Here is a 20,369-nt window from a genome sequence, read left to right as displayed (position 1 = left end):
CCCTATAGCCCAGAGATGTCAGCCTTTGCTGTGCTCGTCGGATGTGGGCCCAGTGCCTCGCTTGATGCCTCGCGGGCCGGCAACGCCCCATATGCCCAGACCTACTAACGGTAGCGCCACGATCAGGAGGGCCCAGGCCGCTTTGACGGCGTCTGTCTTGTCGCTCCGGAACACGCTGACGATGGCCCATAGGTCGATGAGTTGAAGAATGGCCGCTACGGCGATCCAGAAGTAACTGGCGAGACCGTTCATGAGCATTCCTCCTCTACACGAAGTCAGGGCCCAAAGTGCCCGCAGCAGCACCCGGCACGAGGATGACCTTGCGACAGTTGTCTTGCTTCTGATCGAACATTTTGTAGCCCATGGCCGCCTCTTCGAGGGCCAAACGGTGGGTGACGATCAGTTCCGGTTGCAGCCGTCCTGCTTCGATGTGCTCCAGCAGTTCGGGAAGGTATTTTTGAACATGGGTCTGACCCATCTTGAAGGTCAGGCCTTTGTCGAAGGCATCACCGAACATGAAGCCGTGAATGAACCCCGCATAAACGCCGGGCACGCTGACTACGCCGCCACGTCGCACCGCCGCGATGCTCTGGCGCAGGGCCTTGCCGCTGCTGCCTTCCAGTTTCAAGGCCGTCATCACCGTTTCCGTGGTGCTGCCTTTGGCTTCAAACCCGACCGCATCGATGACCGCGTCTACGCCACGCATACCCGGTGTCTGGCGAATGATGCTGTCGGCAGGATCATCATCATTTTCGAAATTGATCGGGATGACGCCGTAGGCTTCCTGGGCGTAGGCCAGCCGGTAGTCATTGTCATCCACCATGAAGATCGAATTGGCACCCAGCATCCGTGCACAGGCAGCACTCAGCAGCCCCACTGGCCCCGCGCCATAAATCGCTACCGACGACCCTTGGCCGATCTCAGCATTGATGACTGCTTGCCAGGCCGTGGGCAGGATGTCGGAAAGGAACAGCACTTTGTCGTCGGCGAGGGTGGTCGGCACTTTGAAGGGCCCGACGTTGCCTTTGGGTACTCTGACGTAATCAGCTTGGCCTCCAGGGATGCCGCCATACAGATGGCTATACCCAAACAAAGCAGCACCTGGTGGGATGCCTTTTTTGTTGATGATCGATCCGCGCCCGGTGTTTGTAGTCTCGCAGGCAGCAAACAGATCGTGCTGGCAGAAGAAGCAACTGCCGCAGGCAATCACAAATGGGATCACGACGCGGTCGCCAATCTGAAGGTTCGTCACGTCTCTGCCGACGTCCTCCACAATGCCCATGAACTCATGGCCGAAGATGTCGCCCTGTTCGGTTTCAGGGATCTTGCCGCGATACAGATGAAGGTCAGAGCCGCAGATAGCGGTTGCAGTGACCCGAAGGATTACGTCGTCCGCCTCCATGATAATGGGATCCGGGACGGTATCGACCCTGACATCGTTAGCGCCGTGGTAGGTAAGTGCTCGCATGGTGCTACTCCTGCTTCATAAAGCTCCAAGGGTATGCAGGGGAAGCCATGGGTATCATCAAAGTTCAGAAAAACTGCTTCAGTGGTTAACGTGGGCGCGCTAATCATTGGAGTGAAGTTATTTTTATTTATGTATAAAACTTAGCTTGAACCTTTTCATCTTTTCCTTTCGTCCTGAAACCTTGTGGTGCGTTGGCACGTATTGGGGGCAGCTTGCTCCCACCCAGAGAAGGCGCGCATTTATTTGAGCGCTTGATCAGCCGCGAGGAGAAACCGCATGTTTATTCACATTAAGCGCTTGCAATGTACGGTGCGCGTCGCTCAGCCGAATCCTGTCCTTGCAAACTTGCTCTTGGAGCAGTTTGGCGGCCCTCAGGGTGAGCTGGCGGCTGCCAGTTGGTGGAGATGGCAGCGCCTCGGTGGAACTGGCCGCGCCTGATCTGGCGGTAGTGGAGGCCATGAAACTGCGGACGATGCCCGATCCAGCCAGCAATCCGATCACCGGCGCGGATCTCGGCTCGGGCTTGGTCAACGGTAAAGATGACTGAGGTGAAGGAGGCAGCAATGAGCACGTTGAGAAGAAGGGATAAGACTGAGGCCGGTATCGGCTTCGAGCATTTGATGAATGTGGCGCTGGCGGAGTTTGAGGCGGACTCGCGCCTGGCTTGCCGAGCGATGCGAGTAAAGATGGCCATAGGCATGTTCGGCGTTGGCTCCCTGCTGCCTAACGATCTGCCCCCGAAGCTTCCCGTTGAGTCCTTACACGAGAGTCTGATCAGCCACACGCTGCAGTGAAAATCGATAGAAAAAGCCGCGGACGAGAAGCTGTCAGCGATTGCCGAAGAGGGCGGGAACCAGGCCGCCACCCTCGAGAAGCAATGTGTCGGGCCCAGCCAAGGAGGGGCTGGGCTTGCCACGAATCTGTCGTTTCAACCACGGCCTTGGTAGAAGGGTGAGCGCTATGCGGATACGCGGCGATATTTTTCGAAAATGGACAGATCCAACGCTTCAACTCAGAACGCACATCGAGACATTGGACGACGGCACGACAATGGACATCCAGGTGCGGTTGTCACGAACAGGCAATACGCAAATGTTCATCGGCGTCTATTCGAAGACCGGCATGGCACTGCATGAAGAAGCCTTCGACACCCGGCCCGGGGAGTCGCTGACTCGCGCCCTGGCTTGGGGAGTCGGGCGTGCAAGAAGCGTGATCACCGATTTACAACAAAAAGCCTGACCCCCCTTAGGTCACTGGGTTGATCGGCTGTTCGCTTTCTCAGGTGTCGATCCAGCGGGCCGATGCAGATGGGCGCCGGTTGGATCGGTGATTTGAATAACGTTGCCGTGCTGCCAGCCATTCGCCTTGGGATCAGCCGCGGGGATTTGCATGTCTGCCCGCTGAGCCTTGGTTTTTGCCGCATCCACTCCCAGACGCCGATTCCGCTGCTCGACCATCGCTGGGTCAGCCTGGCCATCTGCAGTGAAACCCATCATCAGTTGAGGGACGCCAACAGGCAGAGATTTGTCCTGGTCGGTGTGCCATGTATGCCATGTCTTCCCATAAGTATGGGCAAGCCGCTCCATCAAGGCATGCTCAGCAGGGGCAGGAATCCCAGGCGCGACCAATTGCCCGGATGACACCTCATAGCCATGACTGTGCCACATCGCCTTCTCCTTCGCCGGCAGTCCGGCGAAGAGCTTCTCGTCAATGATGTACTCGACGCCCATGATTTTCGCTTTCTTGGTGTTGCCGTCGAAGATGACGCACTGGATGACATCCTCGTTGAGGATGGAGCAGTAGTGATGCGCCTCCATCTGCACATCGGGATGGCCGTTGTAGAAGTGGAAGCCATCCAGGTAGGCGTTGATAGCCTCAATTGGCGGCTTGGCCTGCAGTGTCGCGGCCCCTGCTTCGAGCAGTTGAGTCTTAGCTGATTCAAGCCGGCCGGGTGTTTCCACTGGCGACTTCGTTTCGGGAGCGGAACAAGCCCACAGCACAGAGCAGGCGAGGGGAAGTGTTATCCATTGAATTGGCTGGCGCATGTGATTGGCTCTCGCTGGTGTACTGTCGCAATCAGTAGGTGGTTTCTGCTTTACGACGACGTGGAAAGCAGGCGTGAGTGTTCGAGCACCCAGGATCAAGCGTTACTGCGCCAGACTGACGAGAAGGACGTTTTGGGATTGCAGGTTGGCCTATCAGCTCTGCACGGCCAGCCGGAAAATCATCCCCCACTGCCGCTCGAACCACCACCGCTTGCGCCGCCCGAACCTCCGGTTCCGCTGCCGGTGCCAGAACCCGAACCGTTGGTAGTGCCGTCACCACCGGTATTGTCGGTGCCATTGCTACCGGTACCGCCTGACCCGGTTCCCATGCCATCAGCTGGAGTACCCGACCCGCTGGCTCCGCCGTTCATCTCGCCATCGTCTTGCGTTTGTGTGCCGGGGGCGCGCTGGTCGTTCAAGTCGGTAGCCGCCAGCACGATGGGTGCGCTTGCACCCAGGCACAGCGCCATTAGCCATGTAGCAGGCTTCACTAATTTCATGATGAATCTCCTTTTTGCGGTGTTCGCCTAGTGTTCGGCCAGCGGCGGAGTGGGCCGTGCGATGCGATCGACGGACGGGCCGTGTTCAGGCGCCAATGGAACAACGACCGGCCCTGGCGACTCCATTGCAGCAACGGCGTGCTACGGAGTGTCATGATGATCCACCTAGGGTGCGCAGGCTGGAACTTGCCCCGCCAGTACGCCGATGAGTTCCTGCAGCCGGGCAGCCACTTGCAGCGCTATGCCGCACGGCTGGGTGCCGTGGAGATCAACAGTTCGTTTTACCGGCCACACCTGCCTGCGACTTATGCCCGTTGGGCTTGCTCGGTACCGGAGCATTTTCGCTTCTGCGTCAAGCTGCCCAGGCTCGTCACCCACGAGCTGCGCCTGCAGGGCTGTGAGGTTGCGCTGGACGCGTTTCTTGGCCAATGCCAGCAATTGGGTGACCGCCTCGGCTGCCTGCTTGTGCAACTGCCACCTTCGCTGGAGCATGACGCCCGCCGCGACCGATGTTTCTTTGAAGCCCTGCGCCAACGCCATGCCGGGTTAGTGGCGCTCGAGCCCAGACACGCCAGTTGGCAAGCGGCGCAGTCGATGCTGATTGATTTGCGTATTGCCCAGGTGGCGGCAAGCCCTTCACGTTTCGGTGCCGATGCGCAACCCGCTGGCTGGCCTGGACTGGTCTATTGGCGCCTGCACGGCGAGCCGCGGATCTACCACAGCGAGTATTCGCAACAGTGCCTGCAACTGCTGGCTGAGCGGCTGCAGCGCAGCCACGCCGCAGGTGCAGCGACTTGGTGCATGTTCGATAACACCGCTTTCGGTGCGGCAGTAGGTAACGCGCTGGCGCTCCAGCAGTATCTGCGCTGATTCAACCGAATCAAACTTTTTGGCTGCCGTCGGACTCTTCAGAAAACCTATTGCACGGCGAGGAACAGCCCATGAAAACTGACGATGGCAAGACCGGCGACAAAGTCCCACGGCCGCTTTCTTCTGAAGAGGCACAGCAAGGCGAACGGACCCCGGACCCGGTGCTCGAGCGCCCGAACCGGGATACCGAGGCAGTGGACAAGGTCATTACGCCCACTTCCATAAAGGAGCAGGAAGAACAGACGCGCCAGATCAACCAGCACCTGGCCCAGGCCGACAAGAAAGCCTGACGCTGAATACGTGCGCAAATGGCCGGGTGCTTAGCCCGGTTTGCGTGCTTGTCAGTGGAACTCGCTCACCCTGCGATACCCCCAGCAGGATCCGCGATCGAGAACGGCGAGGGCTGACAGTTGACGAGTGGTGCATCCTGGACTGCAGTGAAGCGTCATGGCCGTGGGGCGCCCATGGCAGTCCAGCCGCTTGATCTCCTTATATTGGCTTCCAGGGAAGCATGGGCAACGGTCGAGAAGGTTGTCATCATCGATCAGGGTGACGGCCTCCGATGGCAAGCACTGCCCGAAGAGCAGCCAAGTGGGTCAGGCCCTGCGGAAGATTGCCAAGGTATTGGCCATTGTTCGGGTCGATCATTTCCGAGTAGATACCTACCCCCCGTGATAACCCCTGCAATGCTTCGGCATGCGCGGTTTCCGCACGCTCTTGCTGACCGAGGATCGCCCAGGCTTCGATGAGCCAGAAGGTGCAGGCCAGGAAGCAACCTTCCTCCTCTTGAGCCTGGCTGTAGCGATAGTGAAAAGCGCCGGCCCCCAGCTCATTTTGAACAGCCTCCAGCGTACTGCGTAGTCGATCCACGCTGGGGTATCCAAATCGGACAGCCAGTGCTATCGAGGCATCCAATCGATCACTGGCTGGGTAGAACAGGTAAGCCTGATGTGCCGCGCTCCAGCAGTGGGCTTCAATCCAATTCTGGATGCGTTGCCGCTCGCGATCCCAGCGTTCCCGGCAAGTGGTAGGAAGGTGACCACCGTCCGCCAACTCGATAGCCCGGCTCAACGCTTGCCAACAGCTGATTTTGGACATGGTGTAATGCTGCTTTTCCGGTAACTCCCAGATGCCAGCGTCTTCTTGTCGCCAGCAATCGGCGCATTGGTCGGCAAGGCCGGACAGGATCATGGCGCTTGGCGAGTCGAGAATATTGCCGCTGTCGATGAAGCAGCGAGCGGTTTCGAAAATATCGCCGAATACGCCGTGTTGCAGCTGATCACGGGCATCGTTGCCGACGACGGGAGGCGAATGCTTGTAGCCGGGGAGGGCGACCGGGCGCACGCAATCACCCACTGCCCCGTCCAGGGTGTAAAACACCCGTGGCCCGTGTTCAGCCAGCCGACGCAGTAACCAGGTGAAGGCAGCCTTGGCTTCTGGTTGCGCACCGATGCCCAAAAACGCTTCGATGGTGTAGCCGGCATCACGAATCCAGGCGAATCGGTAGTCGTAGTTTTTGTCTCCACCGATTTGCTCAGGAAGCGATGAGGTCGCTGCGGCCATGATCGAGCCACTGGGCGAGGACAGCAGTAGCTTCAGGGCCAGTGCATTGCGTACTACCAAAGCTTGATGCGGGCCGTCGTAAATCAGCCCCTTCGACCATTGGCACCACTCCCTGTGTGACCCATCGATTCGCTGATCGATCAGGGCCAATGGAGGGACCACCAAGGGCTCATCACGACCTGCGACGATCGCGACCACTGAGCGTTGACCAGCGGCAATGCTGAGGCGGGCACGCACGCCCATGTCGTCCTTGCGGCTGATGTGTACCTGCTGGTCATGTAGGAACATTCCCAGTATGCGGCCTGCATGAAATACGCAGGCGTTGTCATTCGGCGCTACATAGGGGCTGACCGTATCGGCCTGGGTTCCGAAATCGATCGCAATCTGCAAATCCATCTGCCCCTCAACGCCTTCGATGCGCCTCGCCAGTTCGGCCCAAGGCAACCGGCCAGCAGGGCCGCTATTCAGGGACTCTGTGAGCCGAGCACGGCTGGTACCGGTTATGAATGTCGTTTCCAGAACATTGCTGTCAGGAAGGTAACGGCGCTGCGCAACAAACGGCTCGCAGGGGGTTATGGAGAAGAAGCCGCCTGTTTGCGGGGCCAGCAGTTTGTCGAACAGAGGCGGGGAGTCCATATGGGGCACGCACCACCAGTCGATAGATCCGTCCAGGCCGATGAGCGCAACGGAGCGCCCATCTCCGAGCGCGCCGTATTCCTCGAGGGGTAGCCAGCCACCATCATCTCGCTGAGGAGCACCACGTTGCGTCCGAACGACCAGTTCTCTCTGCACCTGCATACCTCCCCTGATGTCTTGCACTGTTTGGGACCTACCTGTAGAGCGCCTAGTTCGTGGCAGACGGTGGCCAATCTCTCTGAGTAGCAGGAACAGGTGATGGACAACGATCACCTCAGTGCTCGACTCCCTTGAGATTCGCTAAATCCATCTGGCCACAAGATTTAGCGCTGCTGATTGTCAAGGGACGAATCCTCTCCCAGCTGCTCGGCGGGCTTTTCAGGATGGGCTTCGCACTGGCTGCCCATGGCTCGGTACTCTTTGCGTAGCTTATGAATTTGCTGATTGTCGAGCGCTTCCAGATCGAGCACGGATTGGTGTGCTGATTTGGTAGCCCTAATAAGTTCGTCCAGCTTCACATGGATGATGTCGTTATCACGATTTTGGGTGTTCTGGATAAGGAAGACCATGAGGAACGTGATGATGGTGGTCGACGTGTTAACGATGAGCTGCCAAGTATCGTTGTAGTGGAACCAGGGACCGGAGGCTGCCCACATGGCGATCAACACCACGGCGACCAGGAACGTGCTGGGTTTGCCCGCGTGATTGGATAGCCATTGGCAAAATTGTGCGAATTTCATTACTTTGCATCTCCACCGCTGTCTACCAACTCTGACCACAGCGAAGCGCAGAAATCTTTTTTCACATTACGCCAGGTCTTCCGGCGAAGCCCGGCTGAACGCAAGTTGCTGGGGTGGGGTCAATACCTGACGCAGCAGCGAGGAGGGCGATCTGTGCAAATTGACGCGCTATTGACTGAGCTACTGAATGCTCGCGGCCCGGGCGGCCAGGAAGACGAGGTGCAGGCCATTTGTCTGCGGGAGTTGGCCTCCCACTGTGACGATGCGCATATTGACCGGGCAGGCAATGTCATTGGGGTCGTTCGCGCTGGACACTCTTGTGATTCAGAACATGCCATCAGGGTCATGGCGCACCTTGATGAGATCGCAATGATCGTCAAGAACGTCCGCGAGAATGGAACGCTGGAAGTTCTGGCCTTGGGTGGTGCTCAGCCGATCAGCTTCGGTGTCTGCCCCGTCGAGATCCTCGGCGACGAACAGGCCCTGCCCGGTGTTCTGTCCTATGGGTCCATGCACAACAGCGGTCGGACTTCCAACGGGCGAGATGTGCTTGCAGGCGATGTTCATTGGAAGGATGTGTACGTGGTCACTCGCATGTCGAAGTGTGAGCTGGATAGCGCCGGCGTGCGCCCGGGGACCCGTGTGGTACTCAGTCAGCATTGGCGTAAACCTTTCAGCGTCCGTGACTGTGTGGCTGCCCATTTTCTTGATGACCGTGCACCACTCACTGCGGTCATTGAGTGCGCCCGCTTGCTGCGAGCAAGGCGTGAGGAACTGCACCAGGATGTGTGGTTTGTCTTGACCACGCTGGAAGAGGAATCCAATGCCGGTGCGCTATACGCTGCTGCCAGGTTACCGGGAGACACCACCATAGCAGTCGAGGTCGGGCCGGTGCTTGAAGAATACGGAACGGAGCTCACGGCCAACCCGATCATCAATACCGGCGACCAGAAGGGATACTACAGTCGCACCGTGGTGCAGGCCCTGATGGCCGCCACTCGGCGGGCAGGGTACATCCCCCAAGCGGCATTGCTGGTGGATTTTGCTTCCGATGCCAGCGCGGTGTTGAGCACAGGTATTGATGCCAAGGCTGGTTGCATAGCGATCCCGACCGAAAATACCCACGGTTTCGAGATGGCCCTACTGGAGGGGATCTCGGCCTGTGCCGTTACGCTTGTCGAATATCTGATAGATCCGCAGCCAGGCCTGAATGGCTAAACCTGAACTAAGTACAGGTGACGAAACCTTTGTCTTCGCCTCAGGAGCGCTGACTCATTTGTGGTCGCGCCACTGCGATTTCAGCCGTCGGTCAGGAGCAAAGGTGGGGTATGCTGTGGCGACTTCGCGAATGGTAGGCACTATACTTTGGTAATGTACAGCGCCCGTCTACTGTGCTGATAGCGTCGATCAGGACACTGGCCATCGACTGCCCGAGCCGTCAAATCTCAGCCCACGATCAGATTCGAGATCCACAATGAAACCGACAACAAGACGTCCCACCTCACTGCCGGAGCGAGAGGGCATTCTGCCCAGCCACCTGCGGTTTCCTGTGGTCGGTATAGGGGCTTCGGCGGGTGGTCTGGCTGCGCTGAAGACATTTTTCGAGCAAATGCCCGCTGACAGCGGCATGGCGTTTGTCATTATTCTGCATTTGTCGCCAGACCACGAAAGTGTGGCCGACAAAATTATCCAGGCGTGTACTTCGATGCCTGTGATGCAGGTAACGGATACCGCACCCATTGAGCAAAACAGCGTTTATGTGATCTCGCCCGCCAGTCAGCTGGCCATGAACGATGGCTACTTGAGAGTAACGGCAGCCAGTCGTCCGGCGGGTAGTCATGTGGCTATCGACCTGTTTTTCCGTGATCTGGCTGACGTGCACAAGGAGTTCGCCTACTGCCTGGTGCTGACCGGCACGGGCAGCGATGGTGCCGTGGGCCTGTCACGCATCAAGGAGCAGGGTGGCATCACCATCGTGCAGAGCCCGGGTGACGCTGAATTTGACGGGATGCCTCTGGCGGCGATAGCGACCGGAATGGTCGACGCTGTGCTGCCGATTGCCGAGATACCTAACAAGCTGCTCGAGATCTGGCGTAATACCAGGGCTATCAAGATCCCCGCACCACACGACATGAAGGTCGCATCCACTTCTCCGGAGCTGGAGCGTGAAGTCGCCGAGCGGGTGTTGCTGGATATTCTGTTGCTGCTGCGAACCCGCACCGGGCATGATTTCAAGCACTACAAGCGGGCGACGGTACTCCGGCGTATCGAGCGGCGCCTGCAGGTAACGGCTCAACCCGACCTGCCTGCGTACTACCAGTACTTGGAGAACACGCCCGACGAAGCCAAGCAGTTGTTGGGGGACATGCTGATCGGCGTGACCAATTTCTTCCGCGACCGAGAGGCCTTCGAGGCGCTTGAGCGCCACGTGCTCAGCCCTTTGATGTCCACAGGCGATGACAAAACTCGCCCCGATGAGGTGCGCATCTGGTCTGCTGGATGTTCGACAGGGGAGGAGGCATACAGCTTGACGATCCTGTGCACCGAGCACCAGAAACTTGAGGTCAACCCGGTCAAAGTCCAGGTATTTGCTACGGATATCGACGAGCGTGCCATTGCGATAGGTCGCACTGGCGCGTATCCGGAGGCGATCATTACCGACGTGCCACCCACGCGTCTGCGACAGTATTTCCTGAAAGAAGGTGAGCACTACCGCGTCCGTAAGGAAGTCCGCGAGAAAGTCTTGTTTGCCAAGCACAGCCTGCTGTCCGACCCGCCTTTCTCGCAAATCGACCTCATCGTCTGCCGCAATTTGCTGATCTATCTGGATCGAGACATCCAGCGAGAAATGCTGCAGATGTTCCATTTTGCCCTCAAGCCGGGCGGTTATCTGTTCATGGGCTCTTCCGAGTCCGCCGATGCCTGCCCTGACCTGTTCACACCGGTCGACAAGCGCAATCGGATTTTCCGAGCGCGGGCAGGAGCCAATATCAATCGCCGGGCACCTTCGATGCCCCGTGGCGGCTTTGCGCTGTCCAGCCTTGCCGCGCCGCCACCCATGCTGCCGCCCACGCGCAAGTTTTCCTATGCCGATATCCATCAGCGGGCGATGGCCGAGCAGATGCCGCCGAGCATGATTGTCGACCCCAATGGCGACATCCTGCACATGAACGAGGGTGCTGGCAGATTCCTGCGTTACGTCACGGGGGAGGTTGGGCGAAACGTCCTGGTGCTGATCATGCCGCAGTTGCGCCTTGAGCTTCGCACCACGCTGTACCAGGCCCAGCAAAGTGGTAAAGCCACACTGTCCCGCAAAATACGGGTGAGCGATCCTGACGGTGACTACTTGGTCGATATCACGGCGCGCCCTTTCAAAGACGAAGCCACCGATCAGGATGTGCGCACCATCGTGTTCAACGTCACGTCCATCGAACCGGGCACCGACTTGCTCGATCTGGATTTGCAAACCGAGAACAAAGTGCTGGCCAGCTTGGAGAACGAGCTGCAGCGAACCAAGACCCACCTGCAGGAAACCATCGAGCAATCGGAGGTCTCAAGCGAAGAGCTCAAGGCGTCCAACGAGGAAATGCAAGCCATCAACGAGGAGCTGCGCTCCGCGACGGAAGAGCTGGAAACCAGCAAGGAAGAACTTCAGTCGATCAACGAAGAACTGCTTACGGTCAACTACGAGCTCAAGACCAAGGTCGAAGAAACCGACAAGATCAACGACTATCTGGCAAACCTCATTGCCTCTACAGATATTGCCACGGTGTTCGTAGACCGCAACATGCATATCCGTTGGTTTACGCCCCGCGCCAAGGAGATTTTCAGCATGCTCCCGGTGGATACTGGGCGCTCGCTGCTGGATATCACACATCGGCTCAATTATCCGGAATTGGCCGAAGACGCTTCGTCCGTGTACGAATCACTGACCATGCTGGAACGTGAAGTCAGCAGTGCCGACGGCCGCTGGTACATTGCCCGGCTCTTGCCGTACCGCTCCAGCGAAGACCATATCGACGGTACGGTGCTGACGTTCATCGACATCACCAAACGTCGCGAGGCCGAGGAAGATCTGCGCCTGGGTCAGGAGCGCATGCGCCTGGTCGCCGAGAGCACCCACGATTTCGCCATCATCATCCTCGATGAACACGGCAAGATCACAGACTGGAACACCGGGGCTCAGCTGATCTTCGGTTACACCACCGAAGAGGTCATCGGCTCGTCCTACGAACTGATTTTCTCCGCGGAAGATCGCAGTGCGGATGTCCCGCAGACCGAGATGCGCAATGCGCGTGAGCATGGACGTGGGGAGGATGAGCGCTGGCACGTGCGTAAGGACGGCAGTCGGTTCTTCTGCAGTGGGGAAATTACGTTGCTGCGTGCCGAAAGTGCTCTGGGTTACGTGAAGATTGCTCGTGACCTGACGGGCCATAAACGGCTGCACGACGAGCAGAGCAGAAAGCTCGCCGAGACACAGAGCACCATCCACATGAAGGATGAGTTCTTTGCGGTCATGTCCCATGAACTGAAGCATCCACTCAACCTGATTCAACTCAACGCAGAAATTCTTCGAAGGCTACCAGCCGTTCGCAACACCGAGAATGCCAGCAAGGCGGTCAGCGCCATTGGCGAGGCTGTGACCAGCCAGGCTCGAATTATCGATGACTTGCTCGATGTGGCTCGCATTCGCACGGGCAAGCTGAAGTTGGCGACGCGCCTGCTTGACATCGGTGCCATGCTGAGTGAGATCCACTCAATCGTTATCGACGAATATCCCTACGCAGAAATCACGCTGGAAAAGCCGAGTGCGGAAGTGCCGGCGATGATCATTGATGGCGACCCTACCCGGCTGGAGCAGGTGATCTGGAACCTTCTGCAAAATGCGCTGAAGTTCAGCGGTGAAGCGGCCAAGGTACGTATTGTGCTCAGCAAGGCGGACAAGCACGCCCACATCGATATCATCGACAACGGTGTCGGATTGCCTACTGCTGACCTTGAGAACGTGTTCGACTTGTTCAAGCAGGCCAAACCCAAACATGTCAGCCATCAGCGAGACGGCCTCGGTATTGGGCTGTCGCTGGTTCGCCAACTGGTACAGGCCCATGGAGGCTCGGTTGTGGCCCGGTCTGCGGGTATTGGTCATGGGTGTACGTTCAGTGTCTCGCTGCCACTTTCACAAGCGCTGATCAAAGAGCCGAAGGATGGGAATGAAGCCGGCGAGCCCCAAGGACGACTGAAGGGGCTCAAGGTCTTGCTGATTGATGACTCGCCAGAGGTTCTGGAAGTGATGCGCATGCTGCTTGAAATGGAGAGCGCCCAGGTCAAGAGTTACAGCGATCCTACCCAGGCACTCAAGCATTCACTCCAGGAGCGTTTCGATATCATTCTTAGCGACATCGGAATGCCGGAGATGGATGGGCATGAGCTGATCAGTGCCCTCAGGGCGGGTAAGGTTCATCAGTACACGCCTGCGATTGCACTGACCGGTTATGGCGCGGCGACGGATCCTCACAAGGGCAAGGACATGCAGTTCGACCGACACCTCACCAAGCCCGTGCAGTATGACGACTTGGTGGGTACCATCGAGTCGCTGTGTAAAAGCGCATTGTCCTGACGTGTGGCCAGGTTACCTTCAGTGCTGAGCTTTCAGGGCTGAGGGTGAGCTGGCATGCGGCTTGATGACGGTAAGGCCTCAGTTATTTGAGCTACAGAAAGCCCTCTCGTCTGAGTAATTCCACATTCGATGGTTTCACCACTAGTTGACTGAGTTCTGCGGCAGACAACCGTCGGCATTCGTCATCCGCTAGAGCGCCACTACGATTTTTCTATAAGCCACGCCCACACAGCATCGTCGTGCTCACTGGACGGCAGAGAATCATCCAGTTTTTTCAGGGCATTGAACTGAAACTCGGCCCGAATGCGAAGTTTGTCCAGCTCTGTACAGGAGCTGTCTGCTGCTCCTCGGTCGTAGGCTCGGAGCGACTTCATAGTCTGGCTGCAGGCGTTTAGCTGAGCCGTGATTCGAATAGCGTCCGTCCGAGTCATTTCAGGTGCCTCCAAAGGGCTAAGCGGGTTCGCTTTAACCTGTCCACATTAACAGTTGCAAGACAAACTTCTCGCATTCGCAAGATTGTACCGATAGACGGTGGCGGCTGAATTTCCATGTGCTCCTTTCAACAGCGGCTCCGAGTGGATTCCGGTGGACGCAACGAGGAGGGATCGGTTTCAAACGTGCAATCCCACATCCACTTGCGCAATTCATGCTTTAGGCTCGTCCCAGTCGCTACGCGTTGCAGCAGTCAGCGCATCCCAGTCATCAGGAGGGTTGCCGCGGCCCAGCATCTTCTCGAATACCGCGTAGGGATCAGATTTGCTGCCTGCGGACCGTAGGGTATTTTCGTCGTTGAACCAATAGACGATGACCTTGGACCTTGAATCGTAGCGAAAGAACAGCTGAAAGCGCCTGCCGATTTTTGCTCGCCGCCAATGTCGGTAGGCGGTGCCCAGCGTATTGCCTTGACGGAACTCATCACGGCCCGGGTCGGCAGGCACAGCCTCCATGATCATAAACTGTCAGGATCGCCAAAAAACATCTGAATCCTCGACCGCAACCACCGCTCCGCCGGGTCATTGTCCTGCGCTCCGCGCCAGGCCATGTGCAGCTCGAAGCTGCGCACCTCCATCGGTAAGTCCTCGGCGCGCAACCCGCCTGCCGCGGTCAAGGCATCGGCCGTGTAATCCGGCACAGTCGCCACGATATCAGTCCCCGCCAGCAAGCTTCCCAGGCCGTTGAACTGCGGTACCGCCAGCACTACATGGCGCTTGCGGCCGATCTCCTCCAGTGCCTCGTCGATGAAGCCAGACAAGTCACCCGCGAACGACACCAGCGCATGCGGCCGGGCACAGAAGTCGTCGAGGGTAATGCTGCCGGGTACGCTATCTGCGCGAAGCAGCTTGGGCTTGCTACGGCGCAACACCTTGCGCTTGGCGTTGGCCGGTAGCTCACTGGTATAGCTCACGCCAACCGAAATCTCGCCCGAGGCCAGCAAGGTCGGCATCAACAGGTAATTGACCCGGCGCACCACCAGCACGATGCCCGGGGCTTCGGCGCGCACGCGCTTGAGCAATTGCGGTAGCAGGGCGAATTCGGCGTCGTCCGACAGGCCGATGCGGAATACCGCGTTACTGGTGGCCGGGTCGAATTCGGCAGCGCGGCTGACGGCAGTGGAGATCGAGTCCAGGGCCGGCGACAGCAGGGCGAAGATTTCATGGGCGCGTGCCGACGGTTCCATGCTGCGGCCGGTGCGCACGAACAAGGGGTCGTCGAACAGGTTGCGCAGGCGCGACAGCGCGGCGCTGATCGCCGGCTGGCCAAGGAACAGCTTCTCCGCGGCGCGGGTCACGCTACGCTCATGCATCAGGGTTTCGAACACGATCAGCAGGTTGAGGTCTACGCGACGCAGGTCGTTTCGATTCATCGGTGCGCTTCGCCTAAAGTGGGGCAGGGGTGAATCTTAAGGCCAAAGGCTGCTACCCTGCACCGATTTGTGGGGGCCAATGCACAGGAATGTGGGGTGCCCAATCGATGACAGGCATGTCGACTATTAATAGCCACTGATGGTCTAACGGCAAAAGCCCGGATAAAGTCCGTGGTAATACGAGATTCACAAAGGCGAGGTATGCGATGTCCCGCATGATCCGGTTCCATAAGTTCGGCGCTGCCGATGTGCTCCGTTGCGAGGAGCAGGCCGAACCGTCCCCTGCTGTCGGCGAGGTGCAGATCCGCGTCGAGGCGATCGGCGTGAGCTGGTACGACGTGCTTTGGCGGCAGAACCTGGCACCCTCCCAGGCGCGTTTGCCGGCGGGTATCGGCCATGAGATGGCGGGTGTGGTGACGGCGGTGGGTGAAGGCGTCGAGGACGTTGCGGTAGGTGACCGGGTGGCCAGCTTCCCGGCCACCAGCGCCAACGAACACCCCGTCTACGGCGATGTCATCGTCCTGCCGCGCACGGCCATCACCCGTTACCCCGACATCCTTACCCCGATCGAAGCCAGCGTGCATTACACGCCATTGTTGATTGCCTACTTTGCCTACGTCGACCTGGCCCGGGCCAAAGCCGGGCAGACAGCGCTGGTCACCGATGCCAGCCACTGCGCCGGGCCGGCATTCGTGCAACTGGGCAAGGCGCTCGGCCTCAAGGTGTTTGCCGCGACCAAGGAGCCGGAGCAGCGTGAGTACCTGATGGGGCTGGGCGCCGACAAAGTGATCGTGACTGAGGAGCAGGATTTGCTCATGCAGGTCGGTAAATACACCGACGGCCGTGGTGTGGACATGGTCCTCGACGGCATGGGTGGGCCGCAGATGTCGCTGCTGGGCGATGTGCTTGCGCCGCGTGGCAGCCTGGTGCTGTATGGCTTGCAGGGCGGCAACCAGACCCCGTTCCCGGCCTGTGCGGCGTTTCAGAAGAACATCCAGTTCTATGTGCACTGCATCGGCAACTTTACCGGCAAGCCGGAACTGGGCATCAGCCAGGACCAGGTCGCATTGCAGCGTGCCCTGCGTGATATCAATCAATTCACCGCTGATCAATTGCTGACGCCGCAGATCATCAAGGTGTACCCGTTCGAGCAGGTGGTTGAAGCTCACCGGTACATGGATGAATGCCCTTGCGGTGGACGGGTGGTGCTGGATATGACACCGACCTGAAGTAGGATGGATGGATGGAACAACCCGGGTTAATGCCCGGGTTTTTTTTGGCTTGAATAGGGACTTTTCCTACACGCAAACAATATGTCTTCTGCATTTTTACAATTTGAAAATCTTTCTTTGGTTTAATCAATGGCACGCGACGCGTAGTTAAGACTCTGCAATTTCCGATGCAAGCGGTGTTTTCGGCTGTGTGAATGGTTTTTTTACCTGGATCTGTATCTTTTATTCGTTCAGTAACGCTTGATAATGGCGCAATGATGGTTAGCGCAAGGAGCGTGCGGTGGATAGGCGATTGGGCTGCGGTATGCGACGGGTGGCATCATTGGAGTCACGAAAAGTCCATTTTTTTTCAATGGCCTGGCGACAGAAATCCAGCACTTCAGTATTTCCTAATATCACGTAGGAAATTTCTTAAATTTGATTTTCTGCATTGGTTCTCGAGTCGTTGCGCATGATGCGGGAGATGACTGAAGTTGCGAGGTAGCGCATGACCATTATTCATGATCAGGCAATGCACTATATTTACCAGCAGGTATTGGAACGCTTGTTGAATCATATGTCTCAAGCGCAAAGGGCTTCCCTGCAGTTGCTGATCCAGCGTCTGCTGGTGGCTGCCGGAGGTCCGGAATACATGGGCACGTTCAGGGTACTGGTGGTGCATGGCGGTGACCGCCACTGTGCACGCCTGCTGGCGATGTTGCGCGCCGCGCAGCTGAGTATCGCCCTGCGCGCGCCGGTAACGTTTCAGCTAAGGGTATTGGTCGTCTGCCTGCCGGCCGCCAGTAGTGCGCTGCTGGAGCAGCATGAGCGTAATTTCAACACCTTGTTCATGCAGGATGATCCGCGGGTGCAGTTGCAGATGATCGAAGCAGGGACTGTGACGCCTTTCAGCCGTCGACCCACAGCGGTGGCTGGTTACCGGACGCTCGCCCGCGACGGCCTTTTGCTTTTTGGGCATCTCGTCGATTCGCGGCCCGAAGCGCTGCTAGGCAGCCGCCTGCACCTGGAAGTGGCCGACAGTGTGCGGCGGGCGCTCGGCGAACAGCCGAGGGCGGATGTCCTGCTCACCGCTATGCCTGTATGCCAGCGGCGGCGGTATTTGGTTTGGGCCCGCAGGTCATTGCGCCTGGCGGGGCTGGTCGGGGCAGGTACCCTGCATCAGTGCGTGGCGAGCCTGGCCGAACAGCTCGGTCGTTTGCAGCAGGTCGCCGTTTTGCAGCAAGAGGAACCAGAGGCGTTCGACCAGGCGCCCCTTTGCGATACGCCGCTGAGGCTCATGGCGATCGATGATCTGCTGCCACAACTGCTGAGCGAAGGCGAGCTGGACAGGATGATGGGGTGCGGCTTGGCGCCAGCACAGGAGGCCCAGTCGTTGGCTGCGTTTCTCGACCCTTTGGCCATGACGCAGTTGCAGGATCTGCGTGCGCGTTGTACGGCGCTTAACGAGCGCAGGCGTGCGTTGAGCCTGGTGAGCCTGCCCCGTTCGGGCACGCCGCAGGTGCCGCTGCAGCTGCGCTTCGCCAAGGCTTATGGGCTAGAAAGAACTCAGCTGATGTGCTTGCTTCACAGCCCGTTCACCGAACAGGGGCGTGGGCTTGAGCGCTTTTTGCAGTGCTGCCATGCCGACATGCTGGTGGCGTTGCCTTATCTGCATCGGGCGTTGCAGGGAAAAGCGTGTCCCGAGGCGGTCAAGCATTGGCTCACCAACACCAGTGGCCTTTCACTTGCGCAGTTGCGCACGATCTATGACGGTCGCGTGCAGTACAGCGTTTGGCGCATGCTGGCAAACCTGGCAAGGCGTGATGTACACCTGGCGCTCCTGTCGCGTCAGCGTACTGCCGGCCGGGCCACGTGCGAGGCGTCCGCTGATGAGCGGTGAGTTTGCCTATCAAGCGGTCTATCGCTACCTGGAGGCGTTGATCGAGGAAGCGCAGCGGGAGGGGCAGTTGCGTCTGCCTTCTTTGCGGGCATTGTCTCGGCGCCTGCGGGTGTCACTGGCCACGGTGCAGACTGCCTATGGGCTGCTGGAGCATGAAGGGCGTGTGTTGTCGGTACCCAAGTCCGGTTACTTCGCCCAGGCCGGCTTATCCGATGGCAGGCACGGAATTCCAACGCGGCCTTTGATGGAACGTGCGCTGCTTGCCCATGAGCGACGCCTGGCACGGCAGCGTGCTCGCTCATTGAACCTGCAGAGCACTGGGCCTGTCCGCTTGCGCAAGGCACTGGCGGAACGCTACACCCGATCATCCCGGCAGTGCTGGCGGCCAGAGGATGTGCACCTTGCCCCTGATGTGCAGGCATTGCTGGAAACGTTGCTGGCGGCATTGGTTCTGCACGGCAGCACGGTGCTCATCACATCGCCTTGCTGTTGGCGTCTGTTGCGTGCGTTGCAGCGCGCTGGCATGCACGTTCAGGAGTTGCCCTTGGACGACCTCGGTAGCCTCGACCTGGGGCGCCTGGCACGGCTGCTTGGGCATGGGGCGGTACGCATGGTGATTATGCCCTCGTGCCTTGGCATGCCACTGGGGCGATTGATGTCGCAGCAGGATCACGAGCAGATCGCGCGCCTGTTGGCGCTGCATCCTGTCTGGCTATTGGAGAATGATCTGGACAGCGATCACAGTTTTGCCGCGCCGATGCGTTCGCGGCTGCGCGACTGGGTCGACCCTCGCTGGCTGCTTGTGCTGGGTTCGCTTGAGGCGGTAGTCGGTGCCGAGGCGCCTTATGCTTACGTGCTGGGTCGGCCTGCTGCCTTGCTGCAATCCTTCACCCAGCGCGGTTTTCAGCTTGCTCCTTTGCGTCAGCAGGCGTTGGCGCAAATGCTCGGCATGGGTGAGATCGATGAGCAAATGAGCCGCCAGCGCGTCGAGCTGCAGGGGCGAATGCAGCTGTTCTGTCAGCAGCTGCAGTTGCACGTGGGGACGCTGGTGACTTTCGCGATTCCAGAAGGCGGGCAGGTGGTGTGGCTGCGATTGGGCAAGCGGTTACCTGCGCGGCGAATAGTTGCTGCGCTGCACGGCTCGGCCTTGCGCGTGGAGGCGGGTGAACAGTTCGGCCTGCAGGGGCGTTATCAGCAATACCTCGCGCTTAGTTGGCTGGGCGATCAGCCAGAGCCCTTGCACGATGCGCTGTGCTTGTTGGGGCAGGCACTGGAGGTAGGCAATCAGGAATGACGGGGCCATTGCGTCAGACAAGGAGGGTGGGTTCCTTTACCATGGCGTCATTGTTCATTTTCAGGAGCCCAGGCATGAACACCCCGCACTTGCGCCAACCCGTCATTCAGGACGCCGAACGCTGCTACCAGATCGAAATCGGTGCGTATGAAGGCGCTGAGGCCGCAACCCTCGAGAAGATCCGCACCCGTATCGCACAATACCCCGAAGGTTTTCTGATTCTCGAGGTCGACGGCCATGCAGTGGGGTTCATCAACAGTGGTTGTGCGCAAGAAGTGGTGATGTCCGACGAAGCGTTCAAGGAACTGGTGGGCCATGACCCCGCTGCCGCCAATGTGGTGATCATGTCGGTGGTGGTCGACCCGGCGTTTCAGGGCAGAGGCTACGCGACAGTGCTGATGAATGCCTTTATCCAGCGGATGAAAGCACTCGACAAGCAGACCATTCACCTGATGTGCAAAGAACAGCATGTCGAGCTGTACCGCAACATGGGCTACCAGTATGTGCAGGCGTCGCCATCGGACCACGGTGGGATGGCCTGGCATGAAATGGTCATGGCGCTCTGACCGAGTCGCGGTGCCATTGGTCGGCGCTTTGACGACTAGACCCGTGGCGCTTGCCATTGCGCACTATCTGTATGTATAAACAGTATTACTTTCTA

General features: G+C 58.6%; 18 protein-coding genes and 2 pseudogenes. 12 read left to right on the top strand and 8 right to left on the bottom strand.

Annotated elements, in window-relative coordinates:
* Nucleotides 1-18: 18 nt before the first annotated feature.
* Both ACZ6YA_RS22300 and ACZ6YA_RS22295 read right to left on the bottom strand, forming a co-directional pair.
* Nucleotides 19-252: a PLD nuclease N-terminal domain-containing protein gene (locus ACZ6YA_RS22300; RefSeq protein WP_465899501.1), complete on the bottom strand. Its 234-nt coding sequence runs from the start codon at nucleotides 250-252 to the stop codon at nucleotides 19-21.
* Nucleotides 253-265: 13 nt separating this feature from the next.
* Nucleotides 266-1,468 carry a zinc-dependent alcohol dehydrogenase gene (locus ACZ6YA_RS22295; protein WP_465899499.1) on the bottom strand — a complete coding sequence of 401 codons (1,203 nt, stop codon included), beginning with the start codon at nucleotides 1,466-1,468 and terminating at the stop codon, nucleotides 266-268.
* A gap of 276 nt (nucleotides 1,469-1,744) precedes the next feature.
* Between ACZ6YA_RS22295 and ACZ6YA_RS22290 the strand changes: the two are divergent.
* From ACZ6YA_RS22290 to ACZ6YA_RS22275, 4 genes and pseudogenes are all read left to right on the top strand, one after another.
* Nucleotides 1,745-1,888 (top strand): annotated as a pseudogene (locus tag ACZ6YA_RS22290) (manganese catalase family protein); the annotation flags it as partial.
* On the top strand, nucleotides 1,887-2,015 hold the full coding sequence (locus ACZ6YA_RS22285) for a hypothetical protein (protein WP_465899497.1): 129 nt from the start codon (nucleotides 1,887-1,889) through the stop codon (nucleotides 2,013-2,015). The pseudogene ACZ6YA_RS22290 and the gene ACZ6YA_RS22285, both read left to right, overlap by 2 nt.
* A gap of 16 nt (nucleotides 2,016-2,031) precedes the next feature.
* Nucleotides 2,032-2,262 (top strand): hypothetical protein, encoded by a 231-nt coding sequence (locus ACZ6YA_RS22280; RefSeq protein ID WP_465899495.1) that lies wholly within the window; start codon nucleotides 2,032-2,034, stop codon nucleotides 2,260-2,262.
* Nucleotides 2,263-2,428: 166 nt separating this feature from the next.
* A complete protein-coding gene (locus ACZ6YA_RS22275; RefSeq protein ID WP_465899493.1) occupies nucleotides 2,429-2,707 on the top strand; it encodes a hypothetical protein in 279 nt (92 codons plus the stop codon).
* Nucleotides 2,708-2,718: 11 nt separating this feature from the next.
* Here ACZ6YA_RS22275 and ACZ6YA_RS22270 read toward each other — a convergent pair whose 3' ends face one another.
* Nucleotides 2,719-3,513 (bottom strand): OBAP family protein, encoded by a 795-nt coding sequence (locus tag ACZ6YA_RS22270; protein ID WP_465899492.1) that lies wholly within the window; start codon nucleotides 3,511-3,513, stop codon nucleotides 2,719-2,721.
* 179 nt (nucleotides 3,514-3,692) lie between these two features.
* On the bottom strand, nucleotides 3,693-4,013 hold the full coding sequence (locus tag ACZ6YA_RS22265) for a hypothetical protein (protein WP_465899490.1): 321 nt from the start codon (nucleotides 4,011-4,013) through the stop codon (nucleotides 3,693-3,695).
* A gap of 156 nt (nucleotides 4,014-4,169) precedes the next feature.
* Here ACZ6YA_RS22265 and ACZ6YA_RS22260 point away from each other — a divergent pair, with 156 nt between their 5' ends.
* Both ACZ6YA_RS22260 and ACZ6YA_RS22255 read left to right on the top strand, forming a co-directional pair.
* Nucleotides 4,170-4,883 carry a DUF72 domain-containing protein gene (locus ACZ6YA_RS22260; protein WP_465899601.1) on the top strand — a complete coding sequence of 238 codons (714 nt, stop codon included), beginning with the start codon at nucleotides 4,170-4,172 and terminating at the stop codon, nucleotides 4,881-4,883.
* A 71-nt stretch (nucleotides 4,884-4,954) separates the two neighbouring features.
* Nucleotides 4,955-5,173 carry a hypothetical protein gene (locus tag ACZ6YA_RS22255; protein ID WP_465899488.1) on the top strand — a complete coding sequence of 73 codons (219 nt, stop codon included), beginning with the start codon at nucleotides 4,955-4,957 and terminating at the stop codon, nucleotides 5,171-5,173.
* A 247-nt stretch (nucleotides 5,174-5,420) separates the two neighbouring features.
* Here ACZ6YA_RS22255 and ACZ6YA_RS22250 read toward each other — a convergent pair whose 3' ends face one another.
* Nucleotides 5,421-7,226, bottom strand: a complete 1,806-nt coding sequence (locus ACZ6YA_RS22250) for a glycoside hydrolase family 15 protein (protein WP_465899599.1) — start codon at nucleotides 7,224-7,226, stop codon at nucleotides 5,421-5,423.
* Nucleotides 7,227-7,405: 179 nt separating this feature from the next.
* Nucleotides 7,406-7,822, bottom strand: a complete 417-nt coding sequence (locus ACZ6YA_RS22245) for a low affinity iron permease family protein (protein ID WP_465899486.1) — start codon at nucleotides 7,820-7,822, stop codon at nucleotides 7,406-7,408.
* A gap of 153 nt (nucleotides 7,823-7,975) precedes the next feature.
* Here ACZ6YA_RS22245 and ACZ6YA_RS22240 point away from each other — a divergent pair, with 153 nt between their 5' ends.
* Nucleotides 7,976-9,040, top strand: coding sequence for a zinc-binding metallopeptidase family protein (locus tag ACZ6YA_RS22240; RefSeq protein ID WP_465899484.1), 1,065 nt, complete (start codon nucleotides 7,976-7,978; stop codon nucleotides 9,038-9,040).
* A gap of 256 nt (nucleotides 9,041-9,296) precedes the next feature.
* On the top strand, nucleotides 9,297-13,439 hold the full coding sequence (locus ACZ6YA_RS22235) for a CheR family methyltransferase (RefSeq protein ID WP_465899482.1): 4,143 nt from the start codon (nucleotides 9,297-9,299) through the stop codon (nucleotides 13,437-13,439).
* A gap of 644 nt (nucleotides 13,440-14,083) precedes the next feature.
* Here ACZ6YA_RS22235 and ACZ6YA_RS22230 read toward each other — a convergent pair.
* A pseudogene (locus ACZ6YA_RS22230) lies at nucleotides 14,084-14,392 on the bottom strand (type II toxin-antitoxin system YhaV family toxin); the annotation flags it as partial.
* Nucleotides 14,389-15,303 (bottom strand): LysR family transcriptional regulator, encoded by a 915-nt coding sequence (locus tag ACZ6YA_RS22225; RefSeq protein WP_465899480.1) that lies wholly within the window; start codon nucleotides 15,301-15,303, stop codon nucleotides 14,389-14,391. The pseudogene ACZ6YA_RS22230 and the gene ACZ6YA_RS22225, both read right to left, overlap by 4 nt.
* A gap of 206 nt (nucleotides 15,304-15,509) precedes the next feature.
* Between ACZ6YA_RS22225 and ACZ6YA_RS22220 the strand changes: the two genes are divergently transcribed.
* From ACZ6YA_RS22220 to ACZ6YA_RS22205, 4 genes are all read left to right on the top strand, one after another.
* Entirely contained in the window at nucleotides 15,510-16,532 is a 1,023-nt protein-coding gene (locus ACZ6YA_RS22220) for a zinc-dependent alcohol dehydrogenase family protein (RefSeq protein WP_465899478.1), read from the top strand.
* A gap of 490 nt (nucleotides 16,533-17,022) precedes the next feature.
* Nucleotides 17,023-18,414 carry a hypothetical protein gene (locus tag ACZ6YA_RS22215; protein WP_465899476.1) on the top strand — a complete coding sequence of 464 codons (1,392 nt, stop codon included), beginning with the start codon at nucleotides 17,023-17,025 and terminating at the stop codon, nucleotides 18,412-18,414.
* Nucleotides 18,404-19,708 (top strand): aminotransferase class I/II-fold pyridoxal phosphate-dependent enzyme, encoded by a 1,305-nt coding sequence (locus tag ACZ6YA_RS22210; protein WP_465899474.1) that lies wholly within the window; start codon nucleotides 18,404-18,406, stop codon nucleotides 19,706-19,708. Before ACZ6YA_RS22215 ends, ACZ6YA_RS22210 begins: the two co-directional genes overlap by 11 nt.
* 74 nt (nucleotides 19,709-19,782) lie before the next feature.
* Nucleotides 19,783-20,274 carry a GNAT family N-acetyltransferase gene (locus ACZ6YA_RS22205; RefSeq protein ID WP_465899472.1) on the top strand — a complete coding sequence of 164 codons (492 nt, stop codon included), beginning with the start codon at nucleotides 19,783-19,785 and terminating at the stop codon, nucleotides 20,272-20,274.
* Nucleotides 20,275-20,369: the final 95 nt, after the last annotated feature.

The organism is Pseudomonas sp. NPDC090752 (assembly GCF_055584805.1).
Note: the sequence above shows the minus strand (reverse complement) of the source record. Positions and strands in the feature narration are given on the sequence as shown.

Excerpts from the sequence above, each read along its gene's own strand:
- ACZ6YA_RS22300 (WP_465899501.1), bottom strand. The coding sequence starts at position 252 with ATGAACGGTCTCGCCAGTTACTTCTGGATCGCCGTAGCGGCCATTCTT.
- ACZ6YA_RS22295 (WP_465899499.1), bottom strand. The coding sequence starts at position 1,468 with ATGCGAGCACTTACCTACCACGGCGCTAACGATGTCAGGGTCGATACC.
- ACZ6YA_RS22280 (WP_465899495.1), top strand. The coding sequence starts at position 2,032 with ATGAGCACGTTGAGAAGAAGGGATAAGACTGAGGCCGGTATCGGCTTC.
- ACZ6YA_RS22275 (WP_465899493.1), top strand. The coding sequence starts at position 2,429 with ATGCGGATACGCGGCGATATTTTTCGAAAATGGACAGATCCAACGCTT.
- ACZ6YA_RS22270 (WP_465899492.1), bottom strand. The coding sequence starts at position 3,513 with ATGCGCCAGCCAATTCAATGGATAACACTTCCCCTCGCCTGCTCTGTG.
- ACZ6YA_RS22265 (WP_465899490.1), bottom strand. The coding sequence starts at position 4,013 with ATGAAATTAGTGAAGCCTGCTACATGGCTAATGGCGCTGTGCCTGGGT.
- ACZ6YA_RS22260 (WP_465899601.1), top strand. The coding sequence starts at position 4,170 with ATGATCCACCTAGGGTGCGCAGGCTGGAACTTGCCCCGCCAGTACGCC.
- ACZ6YA_RS22255 (WP_465899488.1), top strand. The coding sequence starts at position 4,955 with ATGAAAACTGACGATGGCAAGACCGGCGACAAAGTCCCACGGCCGCTT.
- ACZ6YA_RS22245 (WP_465899486.1), bottom strand. The coding sequence starts at position 7,822 with ATGAAATTCGCACAATTTTGCCAATGGCTATCCAATCACGCGGGCAAA.
- ACZ6YA_RS22235 (WP_465899482.1), top strand. The coding sequence starts at position 9,297 with ATGAAACCGACAACAAGACGTCCCACCTCACTGCCGGAGCGAGAGGGC.
- ACZ6YA_RS22225 (WP_465899480.1), bottom strand. The coding sequence starts at position 15,303 with ATGAATCGAAACGACCTGCGTCGCGTAGACCTCAACCTGCTGATCGTG.
- ACZ6YA_RS22220 (WP_465899478.1), top strand. The coding sequence starts at position 15,510 with ATGTCCCGCATGATCCGGTTCCATAAGTTCGGCGCTGCCGATGTGCTC.
- ACZ6YA_RS22215 (WP_465899476.1), top strand. The coding sequence starts at position 17,023 with ATGACCATTATTCATGATCAGGCAATGCACTATATTTACCAGCAGGTA.
- ACZ6YA_RS22210 (WP_465899474.1), top strand. The coding sequence starts at position 18,404 with ATGAGCGGTGAGTTTGCCTATCAAGCGGTCTATCGCTACCTGGAGGCG.
- ACZ6YA_RS22205 (WP_465899472.1), top strand. The coding sequence starts at position 19,783 with ATGAACACCCCGCACTTGCGCCAACCCGTCATTCAGGACGCCGAACGC.